The sequence below is a fragment of the Pseudoalteromonas sp. JC3 genome, assembly GCF_030291895.1.
Classification (GTDB): Bacteria; Pseudomonadota; Gammaproteobacteria; order Enterobacterales; family Alteromonadaceae; genus Pseudoalteromonas.
The window spans coordinates 907,737-930,597 of the sequence record NZ_CP127856.1; the positions used below are offsets into that span (position 1 = coordinate 907,737).

The 22,861-nt window shown below is 43.3% G+C and carries 21 protein-coding genes and 1 pseudogene; 19 read left to right on the plus strand and 3 right to left on the minus strand.

The window, feature by feature from the left end; translation table 11 throughout:
• Nucleotides 1-44: 44 nt before the first annotated feature.
• From acnD to QSH61_RS22625, 5 genes and pseudogenes are all read left to right on the plus strand, one after another.
• Complete coding sequence (gene acnD / locus QSH61_RS22605) at nt 45-2,639, plus strand: Fe/S-dependent 2-methylisocitrate dehydratase AcnD (protein WP_206472583.1); 2,595 nt, start codon at nt 45-47, stop codon at nt 2,637-2,639.
• Between the two features lie 2 nt (nt 2,640-2,641).
• Nucleotides 2,642-3,817 (plus strand): 2-methylaconitate cis-trans isomerase PrpF, encoded by a 1,176-nt coding sequence (prpF, locus tag QSH61_RS22610; protein WP_206472581.1) that lies wholly within the window; start codon nt 2,642-2,644, stop codon nt 3,815-3,817.
• A 148-nt stretch (nt 3,818-3,965) separates the two neighbouring features.
• On the plus strand, nt 3,966-4,565 hold the full coding sequence (locus tag QSH61_RS22615) for a LysE family translocator (protein WP_227388088.1): 600 nt from the start codon (nt 3,966-3,968) through the stop codon (nt 4,563-4,565).
• Between the two features lie 84 nt (nt 4,566-4,649).
• On the plus strand, nt 4,650-5,255 hold the full coding sequence (locus QSH61_RS22620) for a GNAT family N-acetyltransferase (RefSeq protein WP_010603808.1): 606 nt from the start codon (nt 4,650-4,652) through the stop codon (nt 5,253-5,255).
• Nucleotides 5,256-5,279: 24 nt separating this feature from the next.
• Nucleotides 5,280-5,543: pseudogene (locus QSH61_RS22625) on the plus strand (2OG-Fe(II) oxygenase); the annotation flags it as partial.
• 282 nt (nt 5,544-5,825) lie between these two features.
• On the opposite strand, the gene QSH61_RS22630 reads toward QSH61_RS22625, so the two are convergent.
• Together QSH61_RS22630 and adhP are read right to left on the minus strand one after the other, a co-directional pair.
• The gene (locus QSH61_RS22630; RefSeq protein WP_206472579.1) at nt 5,826-7,427 is read right to left on the minus strand and encodes a sensor histidine kinase; all 1,602 of its coding nucleotides are present in this window, start codon (nt 7,425-7,427) and stop codon (nt 5,826-5,828) included.
• Between the two features lie 177 nt (nt 7,428-7,604).
• On the minus strand, nt 7,605-8,618 hold the full coding sequence (gene adhP / locus QSH61_RS22635; RefSeq protein WP_102058341.1) for an alcohol dehydrogenase AdhP: 1,014 nt from the start codon (nt 8,616-8,618) through the stop codon (nt 7,605-7,607).
• A 93-nt stretch (nt 8,619-8,711) separates the two neighbouring features.
• Here adhP and QSH61_RS22640 point away from each other — a divergent pair, with 93 nt between their 5' ends.
• The 14 genes from QSH61_RS22640 (at nt 8,712) to QSH61_RS22705 (ending at nt 21,545) form a co-directional block, all read left to right on the plus strand.
• Nucleotides 8,712-8,879 (plus strand): hypothetical protein, encoded by a 168-nt coding sequence (locus QSH61_RS22640; protein WP_174169572.1) that lies wholly within the window; start codon nt 8,712-8,714, stop codon nt 8,877-8,879.
• A gap of 154 nt (nt 8,880-9,033) precedes the next feature.
• The gene (locus tag QSH61_RS22645; RefSeq protein WP_206472575.1) at nt 9,034-10,323 is read left to right on the plus strand and encodes an SAM-dependent methyltransferase; all 1,290 of its coding nucleotides are present in this window, start codon (nt 9,034-9,036) and stop codon (nt 10,321-10,323) included.
• Nucleotides 10,324-10,409: 86 nt separating this feature from the next.
• Nucleotides 10,410-10,769 (plus strand): GNAT family N-acetyltransferase, encoded by a 360-nt coding sequence (locus tag QSH61_RS22650; protein WP_239422047.1) that lies wholly within the window; start codon nt 10,410-10,412, stop codon nt 10,767-10,769.
• Complete coding sequence (locus QSH61_RS22655; protein WP_102058344.1) at nt 10,769-11,368, plus strand: Crp/Fnr family transcriptional regulator; 600 nt, start codon at nt 10,769-10,771, stop codon at nt 11,366-11,368. Before QSH61_RS22650 ends, QSH61_RS22655 begins: the two co-directional genes overlap by 1 nt.
• Nucleotides 11,369-11,438: 70 nt before the next feature.
• Nucleotides 11,439-11,885 carry a methyltransferase family protein gene (locus QSH61_RS22660; RefSeq protein WP_102058345.1) on the plus strand — a complete coding sequence of 149 codons (447 nt, stop codon included), beginning with the start codon at nt 11,439-11,441 and terminating at the stop codon, nt 11,883-11,885.
• 24 nt (nt 11,886-11,909) lie between these two features.
• Nucleotides 11,910-12,071, plus strand: coding sequence for an I78 family peptidase inhibitor (locus QSH61_RS22665; protein WP_010603803.1), 162 nt, complete (start codon nt 11,910-11,912; stop codon nt 12,069-12,071).
• 71 nt (nt 12,072-12,142) lie between these two features.
• On the plus strand, nt 12,143-12,427 hold the full coding sequence (locus QSH61_RS22670; RefSeq protein ID WP_174169568.1) for a hypothetical protein: 285 nt from the start codon (nt 12,143-12,145) through the stop codon (nt 12,425-12,427).
• A 20-nt stretch (nt 12,428-12,447) separates the two neighbouring features.
• A complete protein-coding gene (locus QSH61_RS22675; RefSeq protein WP_010603801.1) occupies nt 12,448-12,651 on the plus strand; it encodes a DUF1289 domain-containing protein in 204 nt (67 codons plus the stop codon).
• A gap of 200 nt (nt 12,652-12,851) precedes the next feature.
• Nucleotides 12,852-14,102, plus strand: a complete 1,251-nt coding sequence (locus tag QSH61_RS22680) for an efflux RND transporter periplasmic adaptor subunit (RefSeq protein ID WP_206472571.1) — start codon at nt 12,852-12,854, stop codon at nt 14,100-14,102.
• 12 nt (nt 14,103-14,114) lie between these two features.
• Nucleotides 14,115-14,831: an ABC transporter ATP-binding protein gene (locus tag QSH61_RS22685; RefSeq protein ID WP_010603799.1), complete on the plus strand. Its 717-nt coding sequence runs from the start codon at nt 14,115-14,117 to the stop codon at nt 14,829-14,831.
• A 1-nt stretch (nt 14,832) separates the two neighbouring features.
• A complete protein-coding gene (locus QSH61_RS22690; protein ID WP_206472568.1) occupies nt 14,833-17,229 on the plus strand; it encodes an ABC transporter permease in 2,397 nt (798 codons plus the stop codon).
• Nucleotides 17,230-17,233: 4 nt separating this feature from the next.
• The gene (locus QSH61_RS22695; protein ID WP_206472566.1) at nt 17,234-18,616 is read left to right on the plus strand and encodes a sigma-54-dependent transcriptional regulator; all 1,383 of its coding nucleotides are present in this window, start codon (nt 17,234-17,236) and stop codon (nt 18,614-18,616) included.
• A gap of 13 nt (nt 18,617-18,629) precedes the next feature.
• Nucleotides 18,630-19,886, plus strand: a complete 1,257-nt coding sequence (locus QSH61_RS22700; RefSeq protein WP_206472564.1) for a sensor histidine kinase — start codon at nt 18,630-18,632, stop codon at nt 19,884-19,886.
• Between the two features lie 144 nt (nt 19,887-20,030).
• Nucleotides 20,031-21,545 carry a cell surface receptor IPT/TIG domain-containing protein gene (locus tag QSH61_RS22705; RefSeq protein WP_206472562.1) on the plus strand — a complete coding sequence of 505 codons (1,515 nt, stop codon included), beginning with the start codon at nt 20,031-20,033 and terminating at the stop codon, nt 21,543-21,545.
• Nucleotides 21,546-21,637: 92 nt separating this feature from the next.
• On the opposite strand, the gene QSH61_RS22710 is transcribed toward QSH61_RS22705, so the two are convergent.
• Nucleotides 21,638-22,846, minus strand: a complete 1,209-nt coding sequence (locus QSH61_RS22710) for a POT-type proton-dependent oligopeptide transporter (protein ID WP_206472560.1) — start codon at nt 22,844-22,846, stop codon at nt 21,638-21,640.
• Nucleotides 22,847-22,861: the final 15 nt, after the last annotated feature.

Here is a 22,861-nt window from a genome sequence, read left to right on the forward strand (position 1 = left end):
CGCCATGGCCGCCTGTTCTCCGTCACCGATTGTTGGAAGTTGTTATGAATACTCAATTCCGTAAACGTTTACCTGATTCTGAGCTTTGCTATTACGATACAAAAGAAGCGGTAGAAGCCATCAAACCAGGTAGCTACGAGACTTTACCTTACACCTCACGCGTCCTTGCTGAAAACTTAGTACGCCGCGCTGAGCCTGAAAAACTCAATGATTATCTTGAACAAATTATCGAGCGTCGTCGCGATTTGGACTTTCCGTGGTTTCCTGCTCGTGTGGTTTGCCATGATATTTTGGGTCAAACTGCGCTAGTCGACCTTGCGGGTTTGCGTGATGCTATCGCTGAAAAAGGCGGCGATCCGGCTAAAGTCAACCCAGTCGTACCGACTCAACTGATTGTGGATCACAGCTTGGCAGTAGAGCACGCCGGTTATGAAGAAGATGCATTTGAGAAAAACCGCGCGATTGAAGACCGTCGAAATGACGACCGTTTTCATTTTATCAACTGGACCAAAACGGCATTTAAAAACGTTGATGTGATCCCGCCAGGCAACGGTATTTTGCACCAAATCAACTTAGAAAAAATGTCGCCAGTTATTCAAGCGCGCGACGGTGTTGCCTTCCCTGATACGCTTGTTGGCACCGACAGCCACACGCCACACGTTGATGCACTTGGTGTTATTGCCGTTGGTGTGGGTGGCCTTGAAGCAGAAAGCGTGATGCTTGGCCGTGCTTCCTACATGCGATTGCCGGATATTGTTGGGGTTGAAATCATTGGCAAACGCCAACCGGGGATCACCGCAACAGATATCGTACTGGCGATCACTGAGTTTTTACGTAAAGAGCGCGTCGTTTCTAGCTACTTAGAGTTCTTTGGTGAAGGTACGCAAGACCTTAATTTAGGTGACCGTGCGACAATTTCAAACATGACACCAGAGTATGGCGCAACCGCGGCCATGTTCTACATCGATGAGCAAACCATTGATTATTTGAAGCTCACAGGCCGTGATGACGAGCAGATCAAGCTGGTGGAAAAATACGCTAAGCTAACAGGACTTTGGGCTGATTCCCTAGAAAACGTGCAGTACGAGCGTGTACTTAAGTTTGATTTGTCGACGGTGACGCGTAATATTGCCGGTCCTTCAAATCCGCATCGCCGCGTTGCAACTAACGACCTTGCTAATCAAGGTATCGTTAAAGAGATTGAAGCGCCAAAAGATGGCTTGATGCCAGATGGCGCGGTGATCATCGCTGCTATCACCAGCTGTACAAATACCAGTAACCCACGCAACGTAGTTGCCGCAGGCTTGCTAGCACGTAATGCCAATAAATTAGGCCTTGCTCGTAAACCTTGGGTGAAAACGTCTTTTGCACCGGGGTCAAAAGCGGTACGTTCTTATATGGAAGAGGCAAAGCTTCTACCTGAGCTTGAGCAGCTCGGTTTTGGTGTCGTTGCTTTTGCTTGTACGACTTGTAATGGCATGAGTGGTGCACTTGATCCGAAAATTCAACAAGAAGTGATTGACCGTGATTTATACTCAACGGCAGTGTTATCGGGTAACCGTAACTTTGACGGTCGAATTCACCCTTACGCAAAACAAGCCTTCTTAGCTTCACCACCGTTGGTTGTGGCTTATGCAATTGCAGGCACCGTGCGCTTTGATATTGAAAATGGTGTCTTAGGTCGCGACCAAGAGGGCAATCCAGTCACGCTTAAAGATATCTGGCCAAGCGATGAAGAAATCGATGCGGTGATCAAAGAAAGCGTAAAACCAGAGCAGTTCCGCGCCGTTTATGAGCCAATGTTTGACCTCACGGTAGACTATGGTGAAGACAACGACCCACTCTATCAGTGGCGTCCAACGAGTACCTATATTCGTCGCCCTCCTTATTGGGAAGGGGCACTTGCGAGTGAGCGTACCATGAAAGGTATGCGTCCATTAGCGATTTTAGGGGACAACATCACGACTGACCATTTATCGCCATCGAATGCGATTTTAGCAAGCAGTGCGGCGGGTGAATATCTGGCCAAAATGGGCTTACCAGAGGAAGATTTCAACTCATACGCGACACACCGAGGTGATCACTTAACGGCGCAGCGTGCGACATTCGCCAACCCCAAACTGTTAAACGAAATGGTGGTAGAAAACGGTGAAGTAGTACAAGGTTCACTGGCGCGTGTTGAGCCTGAAGGCAAAGTCACCAGAATGTGGGAAGCCATCGAAACCTATATGGAGCGTAAACAGCCGCTGATCATCGTTGCTGGCGCAGATTACGGCCAAGGCTCGTCTCGTGACTGGGCTGCAAAAGGTGTGCGTTTGGCTGGAGTTGAAGTTATCACAGCGGAAGGGTTTGAGCGTATTCACCGTACTAACTTAATCGGTATGGGTGTACTACCGCTTGAGTTTAAAGCGGGCACTACCCGTAAAACGCTTGAGCTCGATGGTACAGAAACCTATGACGTTGAGGGTGAACCGGCACCAGGTGCTACATTAACTCTCGTGATTAACCGTCAAAGTGGTGAGCGTCTAGAGGTGCCTGTGACTTGTCGATTAGATACCTTTGAAGAAGTGTCTATTTACTCTGCAGGTGGTGTACTGCAGCGCTTCGCTCAAGACTTCCTCGAAGCGGAAGGCGTATAACCATGAGTCAATTTAAGCCGCAAATTAAAATTCCCGCCACTTATATGCGTGGCGGCACCTCTAAAGGGGTGTTCTTTAATTTAACAGATTTACCCGAGTACGCGCAGCAACCTGGTGAAGCGCGAGATAACTTGCTGCTACGTGTGATTGGCAGCCCAGATCCCTATGGTAAACATACCGATGGCATGGGCGGTGCAACTTCCAGTACCAGCAAAACCGTGATCTTAAGTAAAAGCGACAAAGCCGACCATGACGTGGACTACTTATTTGGTCAGGTTGCTATCGACAAACCATTTATTGATTGGAGCGGAAACTGTGGCAATTTAACGGCTGCGGTGGGGGCATTTGCAATCAGCAATGGCTTAGTCGACGCGAATAAAGTGCCAGAGAACGGTGTTGCTGTCGTTAAAATCTGGCAGGCGAATATTAGCAAAACCATAGTGGCGCATGTTCCAATCAGCAATGGAGAAGTGCAAGAGACGGGCGACTTTGAACTGGATGGCGTAACTTTCCCAGCAGCAGAAGTGGTGGTTGAGTTTATGGATCCAAGCGACCCAGATGTTGATATGTTTCCGTCGGGCAATCTCGTCGATACGTTAACTGTGCCTGATGAAGGCACCTTTGAAGTGACCATGATAAGTGCCGGGATCCCAACGCTTTTCTTCCGTGCTTCCGATTTAGGTTATGAAGGTACAGAGTTACAAGAAGTGATTAATGGAGACTCAGGTGCACTAGAGCGATTTGAAAAGATCCGTGCTTATGGCGCAGTTAAAATGGGTTTAATAGGTCATATTGACGAAGCGAAAGTTCGCCAACATACCCCAAAAATTGCCTTCGTTGCACCTGCTAAATCTTATGCAGCATCGAGCGGTAAAGCGGTAGAAGCCAATACCATCGACTTAAACGTTCGCGCCTTATCTATGGGTAAGTTGCACCATGCGATGATGGGAACTGCCGCAGTGGCGATAGCAACCGCGGCGGCAATTCCTGGCACCCTAGTTAACGAAGCCGCTGGTGGTGGTGATCTTAACTCCGTGACCTTTGGACATCCGTCAGGCACCTTAAAGGTTGGCGCTGAAGCACTACAAGAGTCTGGTCGTTGGCAAGCTAAAAAAGCCGTCATGAGCCGCAGCGCTCGCGTGCTAATGGAAGGCCGAGTTCGCATCCCAGAGGCGTAGCTCCATACTAAATTAAAGGCTCTGTTCCCAAGAGCCTTATTCTCTACATAAGAAAACTCCCGAGTTGTTGCTTGGTCGTTAAAGTGTGCCTGTCATTCGGCTTTTTCTTTGATTTCCACCATGCAGACTTGAAATTCATAAGGACGATATGATGTTTGAAGCTTTACTTTCTGTGGCAATCACAACCGCGGTGTTGCTTGGCTCTCCCGGTCCAGCGCCACTTGCGCTGGCTGCAACGGGGGCGAGTCAAGGTGTTAAAAAAGGCTTCCCATTCTTAGCAGGTATTTTGGCAGGATTGCTTGTTGCGGTGATCTTTGCAGCCACTGGAATTGCAGGGTTACTGGTGAGTCAGCCTCAGGTGACGCTTGTACTCAAATGGCTTGCAGCCGCCTACTTAATTTATGTTGCCTACAAAATTGCAGCAAACAACGCGGCGCTTGGCAGTGCAGGTGCGCAGCTACCGAGCTTTAAAGATGGGTTTATTCTTAACCTCCTCAACCCCAAAGCCTACGCGGCTTGTATCGCTATTTTTGCGACGGCTTCGGTGCCGGCAAGCTCAAACCTAGTTGCTACGCTACTTGCTGCTAGCGTGTGCTACGTGGTGGCGATAGTGGTCGACACAATGTGGCTGGTATTAGGTGGTGTGATTTTTAAAACACTGAATGGTGAGGCAGTACTCAAGCGGATCCGAGTTGGCTTTGCGTTGACTTTGATTGTGCTTGTTCTTTACGGGCTATTTGTCGTTTGAGGTTGATGGGAAGTCACAGGCATAGCTTTTAGACTTGAATAGATGTAATAATCTGAGTTATGCAACCGTCACTCAGAAAAGCCAATGATCGCCCCACCAGATGAAAACAACGTCCCCATAAGTGACATCCGTGTTGAATTTTCGGACTCGGCATTTGCTTTGAGAACGTTAAGAGCGGGTGAATATCAACGGTTGGAGCGTCTGTTTTCGCTTAGATATGGTGAAGAGTACGATGCCGAAGAGTTATTAAAGTTACGACAACAAAGAGTGCTAGTACCTTTTTTACAAGCAGCTGAAGATAAATCAAAGCACTGTATTTGTGTGCGGCAAACTCAAACGCGCGAAATGCTTGGCATGATCTTAATTACAGTCGATGACTCAGCGGCCAAAAAAGTGCTGGTAGAAGAGAGTTGGTTTATCCACGATACTCTGTTCGACAAGGTGTTTTGTTTATTCGTGACAGAGTATTTGAATACGCTAGGTTTCGCTTTGGTTGAATTTAGAGTCGACGAGCGTAATGATTTAGTACGCCGGTTGGTTGAGCAACTTGGTGCGTGTTTTGATGGCATATTACGTCGTGCAGGTGTTTATCGGAACGAGTGCTTCAACCAAGCTGTGTACTCTATTTCTCAGGAAGAGTGGCAGTGCGTTGTTCCTCTGTATTCTATTTACAAAGCATTGCCACAATAATAATGAAGCTTAAAGTGTGCATTTATGGAAAGTAAAGCAAAGTATTTTCGCTGGCAACTTGGCAGACAACAGTCCGGCTATCAAAAAATGTTACTAGCAACCGCGATGTGGCCGGTTAAGTTTGATATGTATTTACTGAAGTTTCCGACTGGATGCGAAGTACCACCGCACACCGATAAAGTCGTTTCAGGGAAGCATTTCAGGCTAAATATTGTTTTAAAGCGGGCGAAGTTAGGCGGTGAATTTAAGTGTAAAGATCCGCTCTATAGCAGCAGTCGCATCAAACTTTTGAACCTGAACTCGGGATAAGAAGTTAGATAATTCACTAAAATACCTAAGTTCAAAAGCGTAATATCACTCTAGCCAGAAGTTATTTCTTAATACAAGGCAAATTTGTGCGTCAATAGCTGGCCTATTGCAAGCAAATTTAACGCAGTAGTAAGGGATAACAGCTGCTAGAGGACAAGTTGTTATCCCTAGTTCAGGTTTTGATAAATCAGAGCATTCTGTTTCAAAAGTAGAAGCGGGTACTCGAGTGTTGTTAAGTATCGGCTGGGTCCGTTAGCGCGACTAGCTCGGCAACTTGATAATGATGCATGTTCCGGAATTAGATTCTGTTTCACACTCAATTACGCCATTAAAATACTGAGTGACAATAGCGAGCGCAACACTTAGCCCTAAGCCCAGGCCTTTTTGTGTGCGATTACCGACAACAAAAGGATCAAATACTTTATCTTTGATTTCATGTGGAATACCGCCGCCATTGTCCGTGACTTTAATCGTATATCCAAGTTTTGAGGCTTGAGCCGATATAATCACACATGGGCTTTGCACTGAGTTATCAGCAAAGGCGTGGTAAAACGCATTTTCTATTACAGGTTGGAAAATCTGCTGTAACAATCTCTCTGGGGCGGTGATAGCAAGTGCTTCGGGAATATCTAAGGTAATATCAATATGTGGGTGTTGATTGGCAAGCTCACTCACACAGTGTGCGATAAGCGGTTGTAAGTAAACTGGCTTTACTTCTCCTTCAAATCCAGTATTGGTGATGATTTTGAGCTTGTCGATAATACCGGTTATCCGCTCGGTACTATTGACGACGAGCTTGGCACAGCTTTCGATATTTTCTATCGAATGCAATAAAGCAGACTTAGCTATTTCATTTTTATTTACCCTTTGTCTTACCCCTTCAACAAGCAATAGTTGGTTACTGGAAGCGGTCATGGCGACGCCAATCGGCGTGTTAATCTCATGGGCAAGTCCTGGGATCAATCGCACCAGCGTTGCTGACTTTTCGGCGTTTATCAGGCGTTTTTGAGTCTCACTGAGTTCACTGATCGCGTGATTAAGTGCTTTGTTTTTTTCTATTAACTCTTCAGTTTGGCTTTTTACCTCCGTATTTAGGTAATCAATAATACTTTTACGGATGGCCGAACGAGAGTTGTACAACGCGATGAGGCTAAGTAATAGCAAGATAAAGCAAACAAACGCGGCACCATAATAGGATTTTACCTTTTTATTGCTGCTTGCAAGGAGTGAGCTGAAATCCTGCTCTCTGCGTTCTAAAAAGGCATTGATGTGCGTCATTATATGTACTTTACTTTGGAGGTAAGCCTCGCTGTACAAAATCTTGAGGGCCTGTTGATTTTTCCCTGCTACCACTAATTCAAAGGCTTCACGCTCAAGTGACACGAGTGCTTCACTTTTATCCTCTGCATTTCGCAACATAGTTAATTCATCCGTAGAAACTCCGTTTTCTAATAATAATGTCAGCAGCGCTTTTGGTGCTTCTTTTTCAAATGGCGCCTGACCCTCTTTGACCAGCAACATGTCCCAATAAACGCGGTGCAAATGCTTAGGGCGAGGGGAAGTGCCGTTACGGATCGTTAAGATCTCATCAAAAAATTGCTTAAACTTAGGGTTGCCTGTGGCGGCATAAGCCCGCGCCATCATGGTGAGTTGATCTGAGCTGAGTCTTAACTCTTGGGATAAACGAACAAGATTAAAATTTCTTTCTATTTCTTGCTCTTGCGCTTCTTTATTGACGAATGCTAAAAATGTGAACACCACAGAAAGAAAAAAAAGCAGCATGGAGAGCGCTGATATATGGTAGAAGTACTTAAAGCTAAACGACTGACTTGGGTGAAGTATGTTGTTTTGACTGGCTGCCATGTATTCAACGTTGTTAAGACTCGAATACACAAAGTATAGTTAACCTAAGCTCGGAATAACAATTTGTTCTCTGGCCGTTGTCATCTCTCGTTCTGGTTGGTCGTTCTAGGCTTTTGTCACTTTGCCGAAGTGAGAAAGCAGCCAAATGGTTATCAAGTATTTGGCTGCTCGATGGGTCTAGTCGAAAGTTAGTACGATCCTGCCGTTAATGTCGCTATTGAGCATATCGTCAAATATATCGTTGATTTGCTCAAGTGGCTTGGTTTCAATAATGGCCTTTACCTTGCCCTCAGCGGCAAACTGCAAGCATTCAGTGAGATCTTGACGGGTACCAACGATGCTGCCAACAACACTGATACCTTTAAGAACGGTATCAAATATAGGAATAGGCATTTCCTCTGGTGGTAAGCCAACGAGCACGCAAGTACCGCCTCGCTTCACGCTGTTAAATGATGTCGTAAAGGCAGGCTTTGAGACCGCGGTACAAACTACGGCTTGGACTCCTCCTAGCTTATTTTGCATCAACTCTGCGGGATCGCTCTGCTTAAAGTCGATACATAAATCGGCGCCAAGCTCTTTTGCTAGTGCTAACTTTGATTCGCCAGTGTCAACTGCAACTACATTCAGCCCCATTGCTTTGGCGTATTGCACTGCTAAGTGACCAAGGCCTCCTACACCAATAATGGCAACCCATTCACCGGGTTTAGCTTTCGATACTTTTAGTGCTTTATAGGTGGTGACGCCCGCACAGAATAGAGGAGCGGCATCGACAAATGACAAGCCTTCGGGGATTTTTACCACGTAGTTGGCATCGGCTTTACAGTACTGTGCGTAACCGCCGTCGACGGAATAGCCACTATTTAACTGCTCCGGGCATAAGTTTTCGTCGCCTTTTAGGCAGTGTTCACAATGACCGCAGGCGCTATGAAGCCAAGGTACACCCACTCTATCACCAACGGCTAGGTGTTTAACATCGTCAGCTTTTGCGATAACGGTACCCACACCTTCGTGACCAGGCACTAGTGGTAATTTAGGCTTAACTGGCCAGTCACCATGACAGGCGTGTAAGTCGGTGTGACAAACACCACAGGCGGCTATTTCAACGATGACCGATCCTTGTGTAAGTTGCGGTTTCTCAATTTCTTGAATTTCTAACGGTTGTTTAAATTGGTGCACTAACGCTGCTTTCATCTTTTTGCTCCTTGATTGAGTCGATGGTAGCTTAGCAGCTATAACCAGAAACAACTTGATCCGAAACAATGAATGAGATGAGAGTAAACAAAAATGGCGAGCACAATGCTCGCCAATTCATTACTTAACTACAAAAAAGTAGGGTGTTATTTTCTTCTACGTAGCAGCGCCAGTGGTGCAGCTAGTAGTAACCAAGATAGTGAGTCATTTGAAGGTGTTGATGTTGGATCTGGTGTAGGTGCTGTCGAAATGATGAATTAAGCGCTACTTTTATATTGTTGATTCAAACTAGAAAACCGATCACGGTGAGTTGATTTAAGGTTTTTATTGCAAATATATACACTCTATCTTTAAATGATACTTTAAATAAGAATAAGTACTTAATACGACAGCGTTTTATATCATGGGAAAGCATATGGATCTAAATAGCTTTAAAAGCAGGTGTTTAACAGGAATTTTCGCTGCAAATAAGGAGTCTCCTGAACTGACAACTTTGTTTGACGAGTTTATCAAATTCTTTGGTACACTGAGTGGAGTTGATACTCAGTTTGATATGAATGATTGGAGTAGTGTTCATACTGAATATGGTGTTGCTATTTCTCCTGTTCAGGCAGCTAAATGCTCTCAAGAACTGCTGCGCAGTTTGATTTTTATGCAAGGTGTAAAAGCGGCTATCGAAGATAAACAGCAAGAAGGGTTATCTGAAGTTCATATTTTATACGCAGGCACTGGTCCTTACGCCACGTTGCTGCTTCCATTGTTAGCACTACATCCCAACCTTCCTGTTAGGGCAACCCTGATTGACATACATCCAGAAAATATAGCTGCGGTAAAAAAGTTAATTGATGCTTTTGATGTAGAGCACCGTATCGAACGCTTGGTTTGTTGTGATGCATTAAAATGGCAGGATGAAGAAAAATGTAGCTTTGATATCGTGATTTCAGAAACGATGACAGCATTACTAAAAAGAGAGCCACAAGTTTGGATCTTCAAGCACTTATTTCCCTACCTAAAAGAAGACGGTATTTTGATCCCTGAGTCTATCGCGTTGTCGGCAATGTTAAATAGAAAAGGGGAGCAAATACACGTTGGAGAATTTTTTAACTTACAGAAGTCTTCGGTACAGAAGCTCAGCCGTGGTGACGATACGTTATTACGTGGGGAGTTGATTATCCCGGATAGCCACCAGCCTGGAGATGGCTTTAAGTTGCAAACGGATATTATAGTCTATGGCCATTATGTCCTTGGTGAAAATGAATGCAGCCTCAATATTCCTTTCACTATTCCATGTGAGGCGACAAATTTATCTGCTGGCGCTATTGTTAAATATGAGTACACCAATTATGAATCTCCTGAGTTCGTATTCAACTTCCCAGCATCGCCGCGTTTTGTGCAAGATAATCACCTTGCACCAATAGATGAACAGGGGAAGCTTGGCCTTGTCGGAATAAAAAGTGCTTTTCAGCATTCTCAGCTCATCAAGTATGGTAAGAATGTGGCAATGCCTGAAAATATTTGGTTATGTCAGCAAGCTTTATGTGAGGCTTGTGATATATCACTCCAAGATTGGCTATCGCAACTTTATCAGTCAGCTACATTAGAAGTTTTTGAAGCGTGGCTGATCGAGCAAGAATCGAGGTTACAGGATAGCCTTTTCATTAATGAACTTAATTCAAAACTCTTACTTAACTATAAAAGCGAATGAGATGCTCACATTAGTTCAAGGGGTTTTTTACACAACTTCCAGCTTTGAGCAAAATGGAGAATGCGGATGATTATAAGGAATTTATCTTGAGCAATTCGCTGCTTGTTCATCAGCAGTTATTTTCTGAGCCCAACATACACTATTTAACAATCCACTCAGATAGTGAAATAGTTGGCTTTATAATTTTAGCCGTTGAACCAGAACTGAAAAGTGTTGAATTTTGCCGGATTGTGGTTGCTAAAAAGGGATTGGGAATAGGGCAAGAAGCGATAAATCAGATGGAAAAATACGTGTTAGAGGAGTTGCGTATAACGCGAGTTTGGCTAGATGTTTTTGCAGATAATACGCGAGCGCAGCACATATACCAAAAGCTTGGATATCAGCAGTTCGATACGATACCTTACGACAATAAAATCCTGTTAATATTCGAAAAGCACTTACACTAATGTCTAAATCAAGTAACGAAAATTATCAAAAATGGTTAGCTGTATATGGGCGGTTGGTGGATTTCTCACTTGAGGATTGGCTTCTTATGGCTCCGTATATAAAAATCGGTCATATCACAGCCGATACGATGCTATTCGAACAAGGTGAGAAAATCTCGAGTGTTTATTTCTTATTAGATGGATATGGACGTTATTTCTACCTAGATGAAAAGGGTAATGAACGGAACAAATCTCTGCTACAGAAGGGCGGGGCATTCTCTTGTTTATCTTGTTATCTAGAAGAACAGCCGAGTCCATTTTCAACGCAAACGCTAACAGACTGTGTTATTGCCGAAATTCGCTATGCTGACTTAGTCACTGTATCTGAGCAAAACCTCAACTGGGGACGGTTTGTGCGCAAAATTTATGAACAGTTAGTGCTTAAAAAAGAGAAACGCGAAGCGGCGTTACTCCAGTTAAGTGCAAAGGAAAGGTACTTACGCTTTATCACAGAAAATCAAGCATTAAGCCGCTCGGTTGCTTTGCGCCATATCGCAATGTACCTTGGGATCACGGATGTATCGCTGTCGAGAATTAGAAAAGAGCTTGGCTTAACATAGGTTAAGGCATAGCAACAAAATTCGCATTACCTTATCTCTAATTATTGTTCTAAAGGTAAGGAATAACATCATGAAAAAGCTACTGCCTCCTATTTTACTGTTTTTATTTGTCATATTGATGCCTGTGGTGTGTTGGTTGACTGCTGCACCACATTTTATTTATTACCCTTTCAATCTGTTAGGGTTAATACCGATTGCTTTGGGGTTTGCACTGGCAAAGTCGGGCAGCATGATATTCGCGAGGGAAGAAACCGATATTATGACTTTCAATAAGCCTGATAAATTAGTGGAGGCTGGGGTATTTCAATATACCCGCAATCCCATGTACCTAGGTTTTGTCATTGCATTACTAGGCTATGCCGTATTAATCGGTGGTGCACTCGTGTCATTTTTGTTTGTGACTGCTTTTTTACTTATTGCCGACAGATGGTACATTCGATTTGAAGAAAAAATGATGGAACAAACTTTTGGAGATGCCTATTTACGCTATCAAAGGAGAGTGCGTCGTTGGCTTTAAACTTCCAGCATAAATAAGGGTTAAATGGTGCAAGATATTGATTATTCAAAATCCCTACAAACAATCGTTGGTAAGGTGGTTAGAGTGTACCAATCTGGAGATATGCTTACCCAAGATCATCAACCTCAGCGACTTAATATTGAGTTAAACGACGCGCAACAGGTCGTGCGTATGTGGTGGGGATAGCCCCACCCAGTTTGTATATTGATTGATGAAGATGATGTATTTCGTCCAATAAAATGACTAAAGGTAACAAGATGCATATTGGCCTAGTTAAGGTATTTTTTGTTTTAGCCACGTTCACGAGCCTAGCTGTCTATGCCGTTAGCTACGATGAAATAACAGATATAGATGCGCTAGCGGCGCATTTTGATGAGCCCACTTTTGAACAACACTTCTTAGAAGAAGACATGGAGTTTATTTGGCTTTACTTTAAGGATATTGACCATTCCTTTTTAGTTAATACCGAAACGGGAGAGGTCTGCCATCATTTTAAAGGCAAAAAGAGAGAGTCTTGTTTTCCGGCAAGTTATTTTGAGTAAATCTATTTAAAGGAGCAGCGATGTCACACTCAAGTTGTAATTTGGTCCAATCTCCTTGCATCAGAAAGTGCTGTTTGGATGATAAAGATGTGTGCTTAGGCTGCTTTAGAACGTTGGACGAAATCACCCGCTGGACAAGTTACAGCGAAGATGAAAAGCTCAAAGTCTTAGCGCATTGTACGAGGCGCAAACAGCAACACGCTCAGAAATATAATAGGAATTGACCTCTCTAGAATGACAAAGCAAAAATAGCTCAGCTTTTGTCTCGCTTTTGGCACAGTCATTACTGTATTCGTGTCTCATTTTCGAGACATGTTTTATCGGGTATTATCTTAATTTAGTTCTATGGCATTGATTTATAATTAGAAAAAGTTTGGCCTGAAATTTGATTCATCAACTGTATTCTCAAAGTGGAGTACAAAGTATGGATATAAAACTGGCGAAAACAAAGCGCATGCCGATTAAGAAGCTCGCGTTGCTTGTAATTGTGCTACTTGTGGTCGGTTTGGTGTTTTTTGCCAAAGCGTATACCCAAAGTGCATCAAACGTGGTTTTCCAAGAAGAGTTAATCGTTGCTACAGTCCAACAGGGCGAGTTTGAACTCAGTGTTAAGGGACTTGGTAGTCTTGCATTGGAGAAACGCCATTTGGTTACCAGTAGTAGTGGCGGCAAAGTAGTTGAAGTGCTGGTTAAACCGGGTGAAATGGTCACTCAAGGTACGCTACTTGCTCGGCTTGAAAACCCATCACTGCGCGAAGCGCTCATTCAAAAACATAGCCAACTTACCAAAATTTCAGCACAACATGAGGCCGAACTTGCAGAGTTAAAGGCCAAAGTGCAAGAGGCCCACACCGCACATCATGATGCTTTGTTGGGTTATAAAGCAGACAAAATTCAGTGGCAGGCGCAAAAAACCTTAATAGAAAAGGGCAATAGCACTATCTCTATGCTTGATCATCAACGCAGCGAGTTTGCAATGCAGCGTAGTCAAAAGCAAGTGGAGTTACAGCAAGCTAGGGTTGCCACTCAGCAACAAGTACAGCAGGCAAAAGCCAAAGCGCAGCTGGCTGAGCAAGCAAGCCTACGATCCGAAATTAAGCTACTTGAAGAGAATATCGCAGCGCTTGATGTGCGCTCGCCAATCACTGGACAAATTCAGGATGTGCTGATTGAAGTGGGCATGCAATTGTCTAATACCAGTTCAGTTGCAGAGGTGGCAGATCCGCGTTTGCTGGTTGCTAAGATAAACATCGCGGAACTAGATGCGCCGCATGTACAAGTTGGGCAGTCGGCTACAATCGATACATACACTTCGCGTTTTAACGCCATCGTAAAACGTGTTTCCCCAAAGGTCACCAATAGCCAAGTTGAAGTGGAGCTGAGCATTGAAGGCGCTTTGCCAAGAGAGGCCAGAGATAAACTCAACATTGAAGGGGTTATTGTAACGAGCTATAAACCCGAGGCTATATTCGTCGCAATGCCGGCTAATGTCATTGCAAATAATCAAGCGAGCGTGTTTGTTGTTAATAAACATCTCGCGACGAAAAAAACGGTTAAATTTGGTCAGCGTTCGGTAAACTACATCGAAGTGCTTGAAGGCCTTAATAAAAATCAAACTATCATTATTTCCGATATGGAAAAGTATACTCAAGATAGCCAAGTGCTAGTGCGTTAACAGGACACTATTATGAACTCAGTCATTCAACTTAATAACATCAAAAAGCGGTTTCAGACGGATGAAATTGCAACTCAAGCACTAGACGGTATTAATCTCGTGGTAGAGCCCGGCGAGTTTGTGGCTATCACGGGACCTTCGGGGTGCGGCAAGTCTACGTTACTGTCAATTTTGGGCCTGATTGATGAGCCAAGTAACGGCGAGTATTTTATCAGCGGTAACCAAGCATTTAATTTGAGCTCAGACGAGCGTGCTCATATTCGCGCTAACCATATAGGCTTTATTTTTCAGGCATTTAATCTTATCAGTGATTTAAATGTACTTGAAAATGTCATGTTACCGCTGACTTATATCGGCGGCATTAGCCAAAAAGAAATGGAGCAAAAAGCCAAAGATGCACTGGCGATGGTGGGGTTAGAAAACCGAGTCAATCATTTTCCCTCTCAACTTTCAGGTGGTCAGCAACAGCGGGCCGCAGTTGCAAGAGCGTTGATTAACAGCCCCGACCTCATTCTCGCCGATGAGCCGACTGGTAACTTAGACTCAAACAATGCCCAGCAAGTGCTAGGGTTGTTGAGCGAGCTTCATGCTGCTGGCAAAACGATATGTATGGTAACGCATGATATTGAATCAACGACCTACGCCAGCCGGGTGATCTCAATGCTTGATGGCAATATTTTACGAGATAAAAAGCAGCTTGACCGTGTAAGTAAAGTCGTTGGAGCTTAGTATGGGATTACTTTTAGATTTTCGCTATGCGCTGAGAAACATCGCAAAATCAATGCGATTTACGTTATTGATGATGTTTATTATGGTTGGTAGTTTGACCATATCATTGATTGGCTTTAATTATATTTATACCGTGGCATTCTCACATAGCCAAGTAGGGAATGGCAGCTCTGAAATCAGGATCTTCAAGGTTCGCAACCCTATCAGCACGCAAAATCGATTTGAATATAGCATGCTGCCACAACTACGAGAACTTGATGAAGTTAAGCAACTTGAGGAGTGGCTTTATATTGCACCTGTGAGTGTTTGGGTAAGTGACGCTGAGCGAGGAAATCATTATCGAGGCTCCTATGTTGATGAGCGCTTTTTCCAGTTTATGGATATTAAGCCTGAGCTCGGGCGATTTTATACCGCTGAGGACTTTGTGGGATCAGCTCAAGATGTAGTCGTGATTTCAGACTATCTATGGTCGCATTTATTCCAAGGTAGCGAAGATGTTATTGGGCGTACGATGATCGTTGATCAAAAGCCCTACGAGATAATCGGCGTGATGCCCAAACGTAATAACTTCCCGATATTTTCTAAACTCTGGCTACCGCTTAAAGGTAATAACGCAGCACCTGCTGATGCTATTGATATTATTTATAAGATGCCAAACGAGGTGGTAGAGTCTAAGCTGGAGCAACGCTTAAGTTTATTCTTCACTGACTATGCAAAGCAACGCGCTAGTCAGTCAGAGCTCGAGGTGGATAAAACAGTTCGAGTTGAATCAATGACTTTAGTAGAATACAACACTGATGGTGAGGCGATATTTGTATTTACCCTATTTATGATAGGTATCGTACTTATTTTGCTTATTTCCTCAATCAACATTAGTAACTTACTCTTTGCCAAAATAATCGAGAGACAAAAAGAATCGGCTATTCGTGCCGCGATTGGTGCGAAAAAATTAAGAGTTGTTCAGCAGCATGCCTGTGAGGGCTTTATTTACTGCTTTAGCAGTTGGGTAGTGGCGCTATTGCTAACGGATCTCGGTTTGCGGGCACTGAACTTTGTTATTAATATGATGATTGGTGGCAAAATGCCGTACTGGTGGTATTGGCAATTAAATACCATCACTATCTTGGTGTCATTGTTGTTGATAAGCTTTGTATTTACTATTGCTGTGCTGTTACCTGCAGTGAAAACCGCTAACTTTAACATCAATGATGTACTGCGAGACGGCACGCGAGGTGCAACCGGCAAACAGGCTGGATTGATGTCAAAACGGCTATTGTCTTTGCAGGTGACTTTAGTGAGCTTTATGTTGATGGCGTCGAGCACCATAGGTTATGTGATGTACTCTATGGCGGGAAACATCGACGGAGAGACTCTCAAAGGGGTGCATTCCACTGAGCTGCAATTTCAAGCTGAAAACGAATTTTCGAGTGATAAAGCAGTCGAAATGGCAAGCGCGTTGGTTGTGGGTCTGACACTGGATCCTGCTTTTAAAGAAGGGCGCGTGTATCAGCGTGAGATTGAACTTGATGTGCAAACAAGCGAAGGCGAAGTCTACACCGATAAAATCATAAATATTGAAGCTGTAACTCATCTTTTCAAGCGCGAACTGCAAAGCGGCAGAAACTTTACCGCACAAGACAACACAGAAGCGGCACCCGTGGTGATCATTAGTCAGTCTCTCGCAAAGGCTTTGTTTGGCAGTGAGGATGTATTAGGACGCTCACTGATGTTACGCGATGCAAAATGGCCAAGTGCTAAAATAATTGGCATAGCAGTGGATGAAATGAGCGTTGTCGCCAGTGAACGTCGTCATGAGGTCTATTTTAGTTTTCGTCAATATGCGCCAAAGGATAACGCAATGGCGGTTAAATTCGTCACTGAACTGCCGCCAAGCCAAAGTTACGAAGCGTTCTATCGCGTGTTAGGTAGACTTTCAAGTAAGCTCGAAACTAGCTATGTTTTTGATCACTACGACAACCATCGCTCTATGATGGGGGCATTCACTAGCATCATTTATGTGTTTTTGATTGTGGGTGGATTTGCCTTAACGCTTTCTTTAATCGGCATTTATGCCATGGGCCTTAGTAATATTAATCAATCTAGCTATGAAATAGGCATCCGCCGTGCGCTTGGCTCCAAAGATCGCCAGATCATGTTGTTATTTATCAAGAAAAATCTAACCCATACCGTTACAGGGCTGACTATTTCTGCATTAATTTTCTATATCTTGTGTTATCTTGCTGTAGACTTTTTCCGTGGTATTGTGCCGTTTAGTGTTATGTTTGGTGCGGGTAGCATTACTTTGCTACTGGTATTTGTTGCGGTATGCCTTGCGCTTTATATCCCGGTGAAACGCAGCATAAAAGTCCAACCTGCGGTTAGCTTAAGAATGGAATAATAATTTGAAAAAGGTGTTAATAGTAGACGACTCGCTTGATATTCAGGCGAGTCTGAAGTTTTTACTTGAGGATGAAGGCTACGCCTGTCACGGTGTGGTGACACCAGAGGCAGCATTTGATTATGTCAGTACACAGGAAGTGGACTTGGTGCTATTGGATATGAACTTTACCCATGACACCACCAGTGGCAAAGAAGGGTTGGCGGCGATTGCTAAGCTCATTCAAATAGATCCGCTTTTACCCATTGTGGTGATGACTGGTTGGGCGACATTAGACCTTGCCGTTACTGCCCTAAAGCAAGGAGCGGCCGATTTCATTGAAAAGCCATGGGATGATGAGCGCCTTGCTCATAGCATCAAAGTACAAATCGAGAAGCGAGCTGACAGACAACATTTAGCGCGGCTATCTGCTGAAAACGAACGCCTTAAACAGCCCCAACAAACGATCAACTTTGTTACGCAAAGTGAGAAAAAACAGCGTGTGCTGACACAGCTCACCCAGTTGGCACAAAGCGATATGAACATCTTGCTGACCGGTGAAAATGGCACAGGAAAGAGCTATTACGCACAGTATGTACACGAGCATTCAAGTCGTGCTGGTGGCAGTTTTATTTCGATTAATATGGGGGCAGTGAGCGACGAGCTATTTAACTCTGAGTTATTTGGCCATAAAAAGGGGGCATTTACTGATGCGAAAGCAGATCGAGTGGGTGCATTTACACTCGCAAGTAATGGCTCGTTGTTTTTAGATGAAATTGCCAATTTATCTTTGCAATCTCAAGCAAAGTTGCTTCAAGTGCTAGAAGAGCGGAAGTACGCGGCGGTTGGCAGTCACAAAGTTTTGGATAATACTGCGAGAATAATTTCTGCCACCAACTGCCAACTCAATGAAGCGATTGCCAATAACCAGTTTCGCCAAGATTTATATTATCGATTAAATACTATAGAAGTAGAAATACCGCCTTTAAGAGCGTGCCCAGAGGATATCTTGCCATTAGCAGAGCGTTTTTTAATGCGCTTTAGTCAAGATTACAAAAAACCACCACCAATCATTATGCCTTGTGCTGCTAAAGCACTGAGTGCTTATGACTTTCCTGGCAATGTAAGAGAGCTTAAACATATGATGGAGCGCGTGGTATTTACATGTTCAAACGCCCGAGTATTTGCCAGCGATTTGGCGCTCAGTCCCACACCGCACTCAGCGTTGCAATCGGTGAATACTGCTACTGTGAGCACATCAGAAAATCACGATTTAACGCTGGATGAAATTATTGAGCAAGCACTATTTAAAAGACTGGAATTTCACGGTGGTAATGTATCAAAAGCGGCGAAGAGCTTGGGACTATCGCGCAGTGCGTGGTATCGCAAAATGGATAAATATGAGTAGGAGATAAGCAAGCTTGTTTTATCGATTTGGACACTGGTTGTTAAGTGCATTACTACTCGTTATTGCTAACGTTCTGCTCCTTGTGCACAATTACCCGGTTGCACTCGTTATATTGCTAGATTTGGTATTTGCGCTGTGTTTTGCACTGCTTACTTATAAATATAGCTCTACAAGACAAAACACTATTAATCTCATTGATACCTTGTTGATATCGCTTCGCCAAGGCGATTATGCTCTAAGAGCGGCACATGGCAAAGACGCACAATTATATTCAACGGTGGAACACTTAAACGCGCTTGCACAAACCATGCAAGCCGATCAGCGAGCGCTGGCAGAGCAAAGCGACCTGCTAAAGCAAATCATTGAAAAGCTTGATTGTGCACTTATCGTGTTTGACAAACAAAGCGTTGCATTTGCCAACAGCTACGCTGAGCGCACCTTTTTTGACTGTTACAAAGACGATGCCTGGCGCTGGTTTCAGTCATTACAAACTCAGCAAAAACAAGGAAAGGTTACGGTGATGCTTGATGGTACCGAGCATGCTTTTTTGCTTGAACACGACAGCTGCTACATTGCCAATAAACCTCACACTTTACTGGTTTTAAAACAGCTCGATAGTATTTTATATCAACAAGAAAAAGACGCCTTACAGCGGTTTGTCCGTATTTTAAGTCACGAGATCAATAACACCATAGCGCCGATTGGTACGATAGCTCGCAGCCTAACCAAGCGCCTAGACCGTGAGTTAGATTTAGAAAGGTTTACTAGTGGGCTGTCACTCATCAACGAGCGCGCCAATTACCTTAAATCTTTTATGGGCAACTATGCCTCACTTGCCAAATTACCTCCTGCGCATAAGCAGATTGTTGCACTCAGTGAGTTTTGCACTCAGCTACAAAGTATCTACCCTCAGCTAAAGGTAGAAAGCACAGCGGACCTGCTCGGTTTTTTTGATACGAGTCAAATCAAACAGGTGCTTTGCCATCTTATTAACAATGCCCAAGAAGCGTGCACACCTTCGCCAGAAGTCACACTCAACATCATCCCCGATGCATACAAGTTAGCGTTTACGGTCACAGATACTGGCCCCGGTTTTTCCAATCTAAACGAAGCTGCTGAAGCATTTTACACCACCAAAGCTGATGGCAACGGCATAGGCCTTATGCTCTCTCGCATTATTATTGAAAACCACGGTGGACAACTCAAACTAGGCAATAACTCAAGCGGTGGTGCAAAAGTCAGTTTTAGCGTAGAGCGGGGTGGGAGTTGAGTGCTGAAAGTAACAAGCAAAAAACGAAGACACCCAGTGTAATGTATTCAAAATAATTAGTGAAAGAGTACAAGTATGAAGCGGGTCGCAGTGTGAAAAATTTGAAAGACTTTAATAAAAAAACAACATTAATAAGGATTGTTTATGACATCACGATGCATTTTATTGGCACTTGCACTGGTTAGTACAATTGTGTTTGCAACTCCACATAATGGTTCGTTCGACCCAGCTAAGGGAACTTGGCAGAACAAAGATGAAGATGGTGATGGTGTGTTAGACGAGCATGATGAGTTTCCATTTGACAGTCAACGCGCTCGTTATCCCGAAATTGTCGAGATTGAACCTAATGATAACCCCAGCAATGCGGTAAAAGTTGCGCATCAACTTCCGTTTAAAGTAAAAGGGGTTATTTCAAATGCGGGTGATAATGGTGATTTGTACCAATTTGGTGCAAACAAGGGCGACTATATCTCAGCTCGCATTACCTATAGCTCCGATAATTTTAAGCCTAAAGTGTATTTTTCCGAGCAAGGTGGTTTTGTGATCAACTCATCGCAGATCCATACCCATAGCGCACTCAAAATGGCGCATATCCTGACTAAAATACCCCATGACGGAAAATTCAATTTGAGCGTCATTGATGATTTTTCGGGTGGCGCGCCGGACTATTCCTATGAAATTTACGTATTTAAAGATAAGGACACCGACGGTATTGATGATCATGCAGAATATGCAATTGGAGTTGAACCAACTCGTATTGATACCGATAGAGACTCTATCCATGACTTCTATGAATATTATGTAAAGCAAGGTGCTACACTCGATGAGGACAATAACGGGGTAATTAACTTATTAGACTTAGACAGTGATGGCGACGGCATTAGTGATGAGCGCGAAGGCTCAGGAAATGCAGATCAAGATGATAAATTAAACTTTTTGGATCTTGATTCTGATAATGACGGCATAGCGGATGCCGACGAAAAACTCAACGCGAAAGGATGGCCGGAAGACTCTGACAAAGACGGGGTTGAGGATTTTATCGATCTCGATAATGATGGCGACAAAGTGTTAGATATTTATGACGCCGAGCCGTATGAGCGAGTGCGAGGCTTTAGATTAAGCGATTCACCGAGTGTACAAATATCCTCTCAAGCCGGTTATTACAATGGCTATTCATTACCTCGAATTTATCGTATCGGCGATAGTGTTGTATTTACTGGTGATGACTTTGCCGGGCTGGAGAACCCAAAAGTGGTTATCTATAACGGTGAAGAAATTTATAATATCGCGCCAACATCGCACACTAACTCAGAGCTAATCTTTGAGCTCAATCTACCATTTCGCAAATATAAGGCATTTATTTACACTCGAAATAAGCGTTCTAATGAAGTGCGATTAAGCCCATACAAAGCGGGTTCACCGTTAATATTTGGATATGCCTCAATCAAAGTTCAAGAAGGTGAGCAATATGAGCTTAAGGGAGTGGGGTTTGATGATAAAACCCGCATCATAATGGGAAATAAAACACTTGTTCCTTCAACTCATACACCATCTAGTCTTACATTTACTATACCAACTGGTATAACAAAAGGCATATTACAATTAACGAATAATGTTGGAACGAGCAATAAGGTTCGGTATCGGGTGCAAGCACGCTAAAAAGTAAAGAACGATAGTAGACCAAAGAAGATTAAGACACCCACCTCAAAGAAAGAGAAAAAACGGTTAAAGTTTGTCGTGGGTGTCCGCCATTATTCTACTTGGGACTGCATAGTCACATATTTATTATATGATAATTGAAGTGTTACCAAAACACCTCCAACAATCAAACATACCCAACCAAACGGTGCAAAAGTAGAGTATGAATCACTATATTGACCTGCAAAGTAACTAGCTAGCGAAGTAGCAAAGAAAAATATGGCATAGCTTGTACTTAGTAATGGCTTGAATCCATGTTTAGCAATAATTGACATAAATATTGCCGAGCAAAATACCTCCGCAATAGCTTGAAGTATCATCACAAAAATGATGAAGTCTTTTACACTTGAATTTTTTGTAATGCTGTAATTAAGTAGATGCCAACTTAATGAAAATATAATAAAACCAAGTGCGACCTTATACCAAGAGCTGACTTTAAAAAACCACCACAAAGTAAAACATACAACACAAGTAGCGATAACTGTCTTAGCATTTATCGAAAAACCCAACCCACTCATTATCTGAGGAAATGCTTGATATAGATTTCCGCCACCAATTTCAAAATAAGACCAAAATAAAGTCGACAATAAGAAAATGACAATTACTAAGCCAACTCCACTAAAAAAGTTACTGCCTTGATTTTGGGTGGCTACATTTGCTTTATGGCTTTGCCGTGGCACTGCTGAACGCTGACTATACATGATGATAAATACAAGCGCGCTAACTGCCGCAGCCATTATGAAGGCTACTGACCAACTCACGTTTTCAACCAAAATACCTATTGTCATGGGCCCTATAAATGCGCCCAGATTTATCACCAGATATTGTCCTGTAAAAACGCTATCGAGTTTGCTCGGCATTTTTTTCAATTGGTGGGCTATTATTGTTGGAATGTTAGGATTGAAGAATCCAGAGCCTAACGCAATCAATCCAGCCGAATATAAAAGGTGTTGGCTCTCTACGAATCCTAAACTTAAATATCCAAAAAACATTAATAAAATGCCCAATAAGGTAGACTTAAACGCTCCTAACAAAAAATCTGATAAAAGACCTCCAATAAATGTTGCCAGATAAACGTACATAGTGAACTGACCGTAAAAATCAAGCGTCTTAGATTGGTCCCAACCAGCCCCACCATTTTGGTCCATTAAAAACAGAACAATGAAGGCTCTCACCCCATAATAAGCTAACCGTTCAAGACAACTAGCTAATAGTATCCACCCAACAGATTTACTAATTGGAGCGTTTTTTATGACTTCCACTCTTAATCCTTTTTT

Excerpts from the sequence above, each read along its gene's own strand:
- acnD (WP_206472583.1), top strand. The coding sequence starts at position 45 with ATGAATACTCAATTCCGTAAACGTTTACCTGATTCTGAGCTTTGCTAT.
- prpF (WP_206472581.1), top strand. The coding sequence starts at position 2,642 with ATGAGTCAATTTAAGCCGCAAATTAAAATTCCCGCCACTTATATGCGT.
- QSH61_RS22615 (WP_227388088.1), top strand. The coding sequence starts at position 3,966 with ATGATGTTTGAAGCTTTACTTTCTGTGGCAATCACAACCGCGGTGTTG.
- QSH61_RS22620 (WP_010603808.1), top strand. The coding sequence starts at position 4,650 with ATGATCGCCCCACCAGATGAAAACAACGTCCCCATAAGTGACATCCGT.
- QSH61_RS22630 (WP_206472579.1), bottom strand. The coding sequence starts at position 7,427 with ATGGCAGCCAGTCAAAACAACATACTTCACCCAAGTCAGTCGTTTAGC.
- adhP (WP_102058341.1), bottom strand. The coding sequence starts at position 8,618 with ATGAAAGCAGCGTTAGTGCACCAATTTAAACAACCGTTAGAAATTCAA.
- QSH61_RS22640 (WP_174169572.1), top strand. The coding sequence starts at position 8,712 with ATGGCGAGCACAATGCTCGCCAATTCATTACTTAACTACAAAAAAGTA.
- QSH61_RS22645 (WP_206472575.1), top strand. The coding sequence starts at position 9,034 with ATGGATCTAAATAGCTTTAAAAGCAGGTGTTTAACAGGAATTTTCGCT.
- QSH61_RS22655 (WP_102058344.1), top strand. The coding sequence starts at position 10,769 with ATGTCTAAATCAAGTAACGAAAATTATCAAAAATGGTTAGCTGTATAT.
- QSH61_RS22660 (WP_102058345.1), top strand. The coding sequence starts at position 11,439 with ATGAAAAAGCTACTGCCTCCTATTTTACTGTTTTTATTTGTCATATTG.
- QSH61_RS22665 (WP_010603803.1), top strand. The coding sequence starts at position 11,910 with ATGGTGCAAGATATTGATTATTCAAAATCCCTACAAACAATCGTTGGT.
- QSH61_RS22670 (WP_174169568.1), top strand. The coding sequence starts at position 12,143 with ATGCATATTGGCCTAGTTAAGGTATTTTTTGTTTTAGCCACGTTCACG.
- QSH61_RS22675 (WP_010603801.1), top strand. The coding sequence starts at position 12,448 with ATGTCACACTCAAGTTGTAATTTGGTCCAATCTCCTTGCATCAGAAAG.
- QSH61_RS22680 (WP_206472571.1), top strand. The coding sequence starts at position 12,852 with ATGGATATAAAACTGGCGAAAACAAAGCGCATGCCGATTAAGAAGCTC.
- QSH61_RS22685 (WP_010603799.1), top strand. The coding sequence starts at position 14,115 with ATGAACTCAGTCATTCAACTTAATAACATCAAAAAGCGGTTTCAGACG.
- QSH61_RS22690 (WP_206472568.1), top strand. The coding sequence starts at position 14,833 with ATGGGATTACTTTTAGATTTTCGCTATGCGCTGAGAAACATCGCAAAA.
- QSH61_RS22705 (WP_206472562.1), top strand. The coding sequence starts at position 20,031 with ATGACATCACGATGCATTTTATTGGCACTTGCACTGGTTAGTACAATT.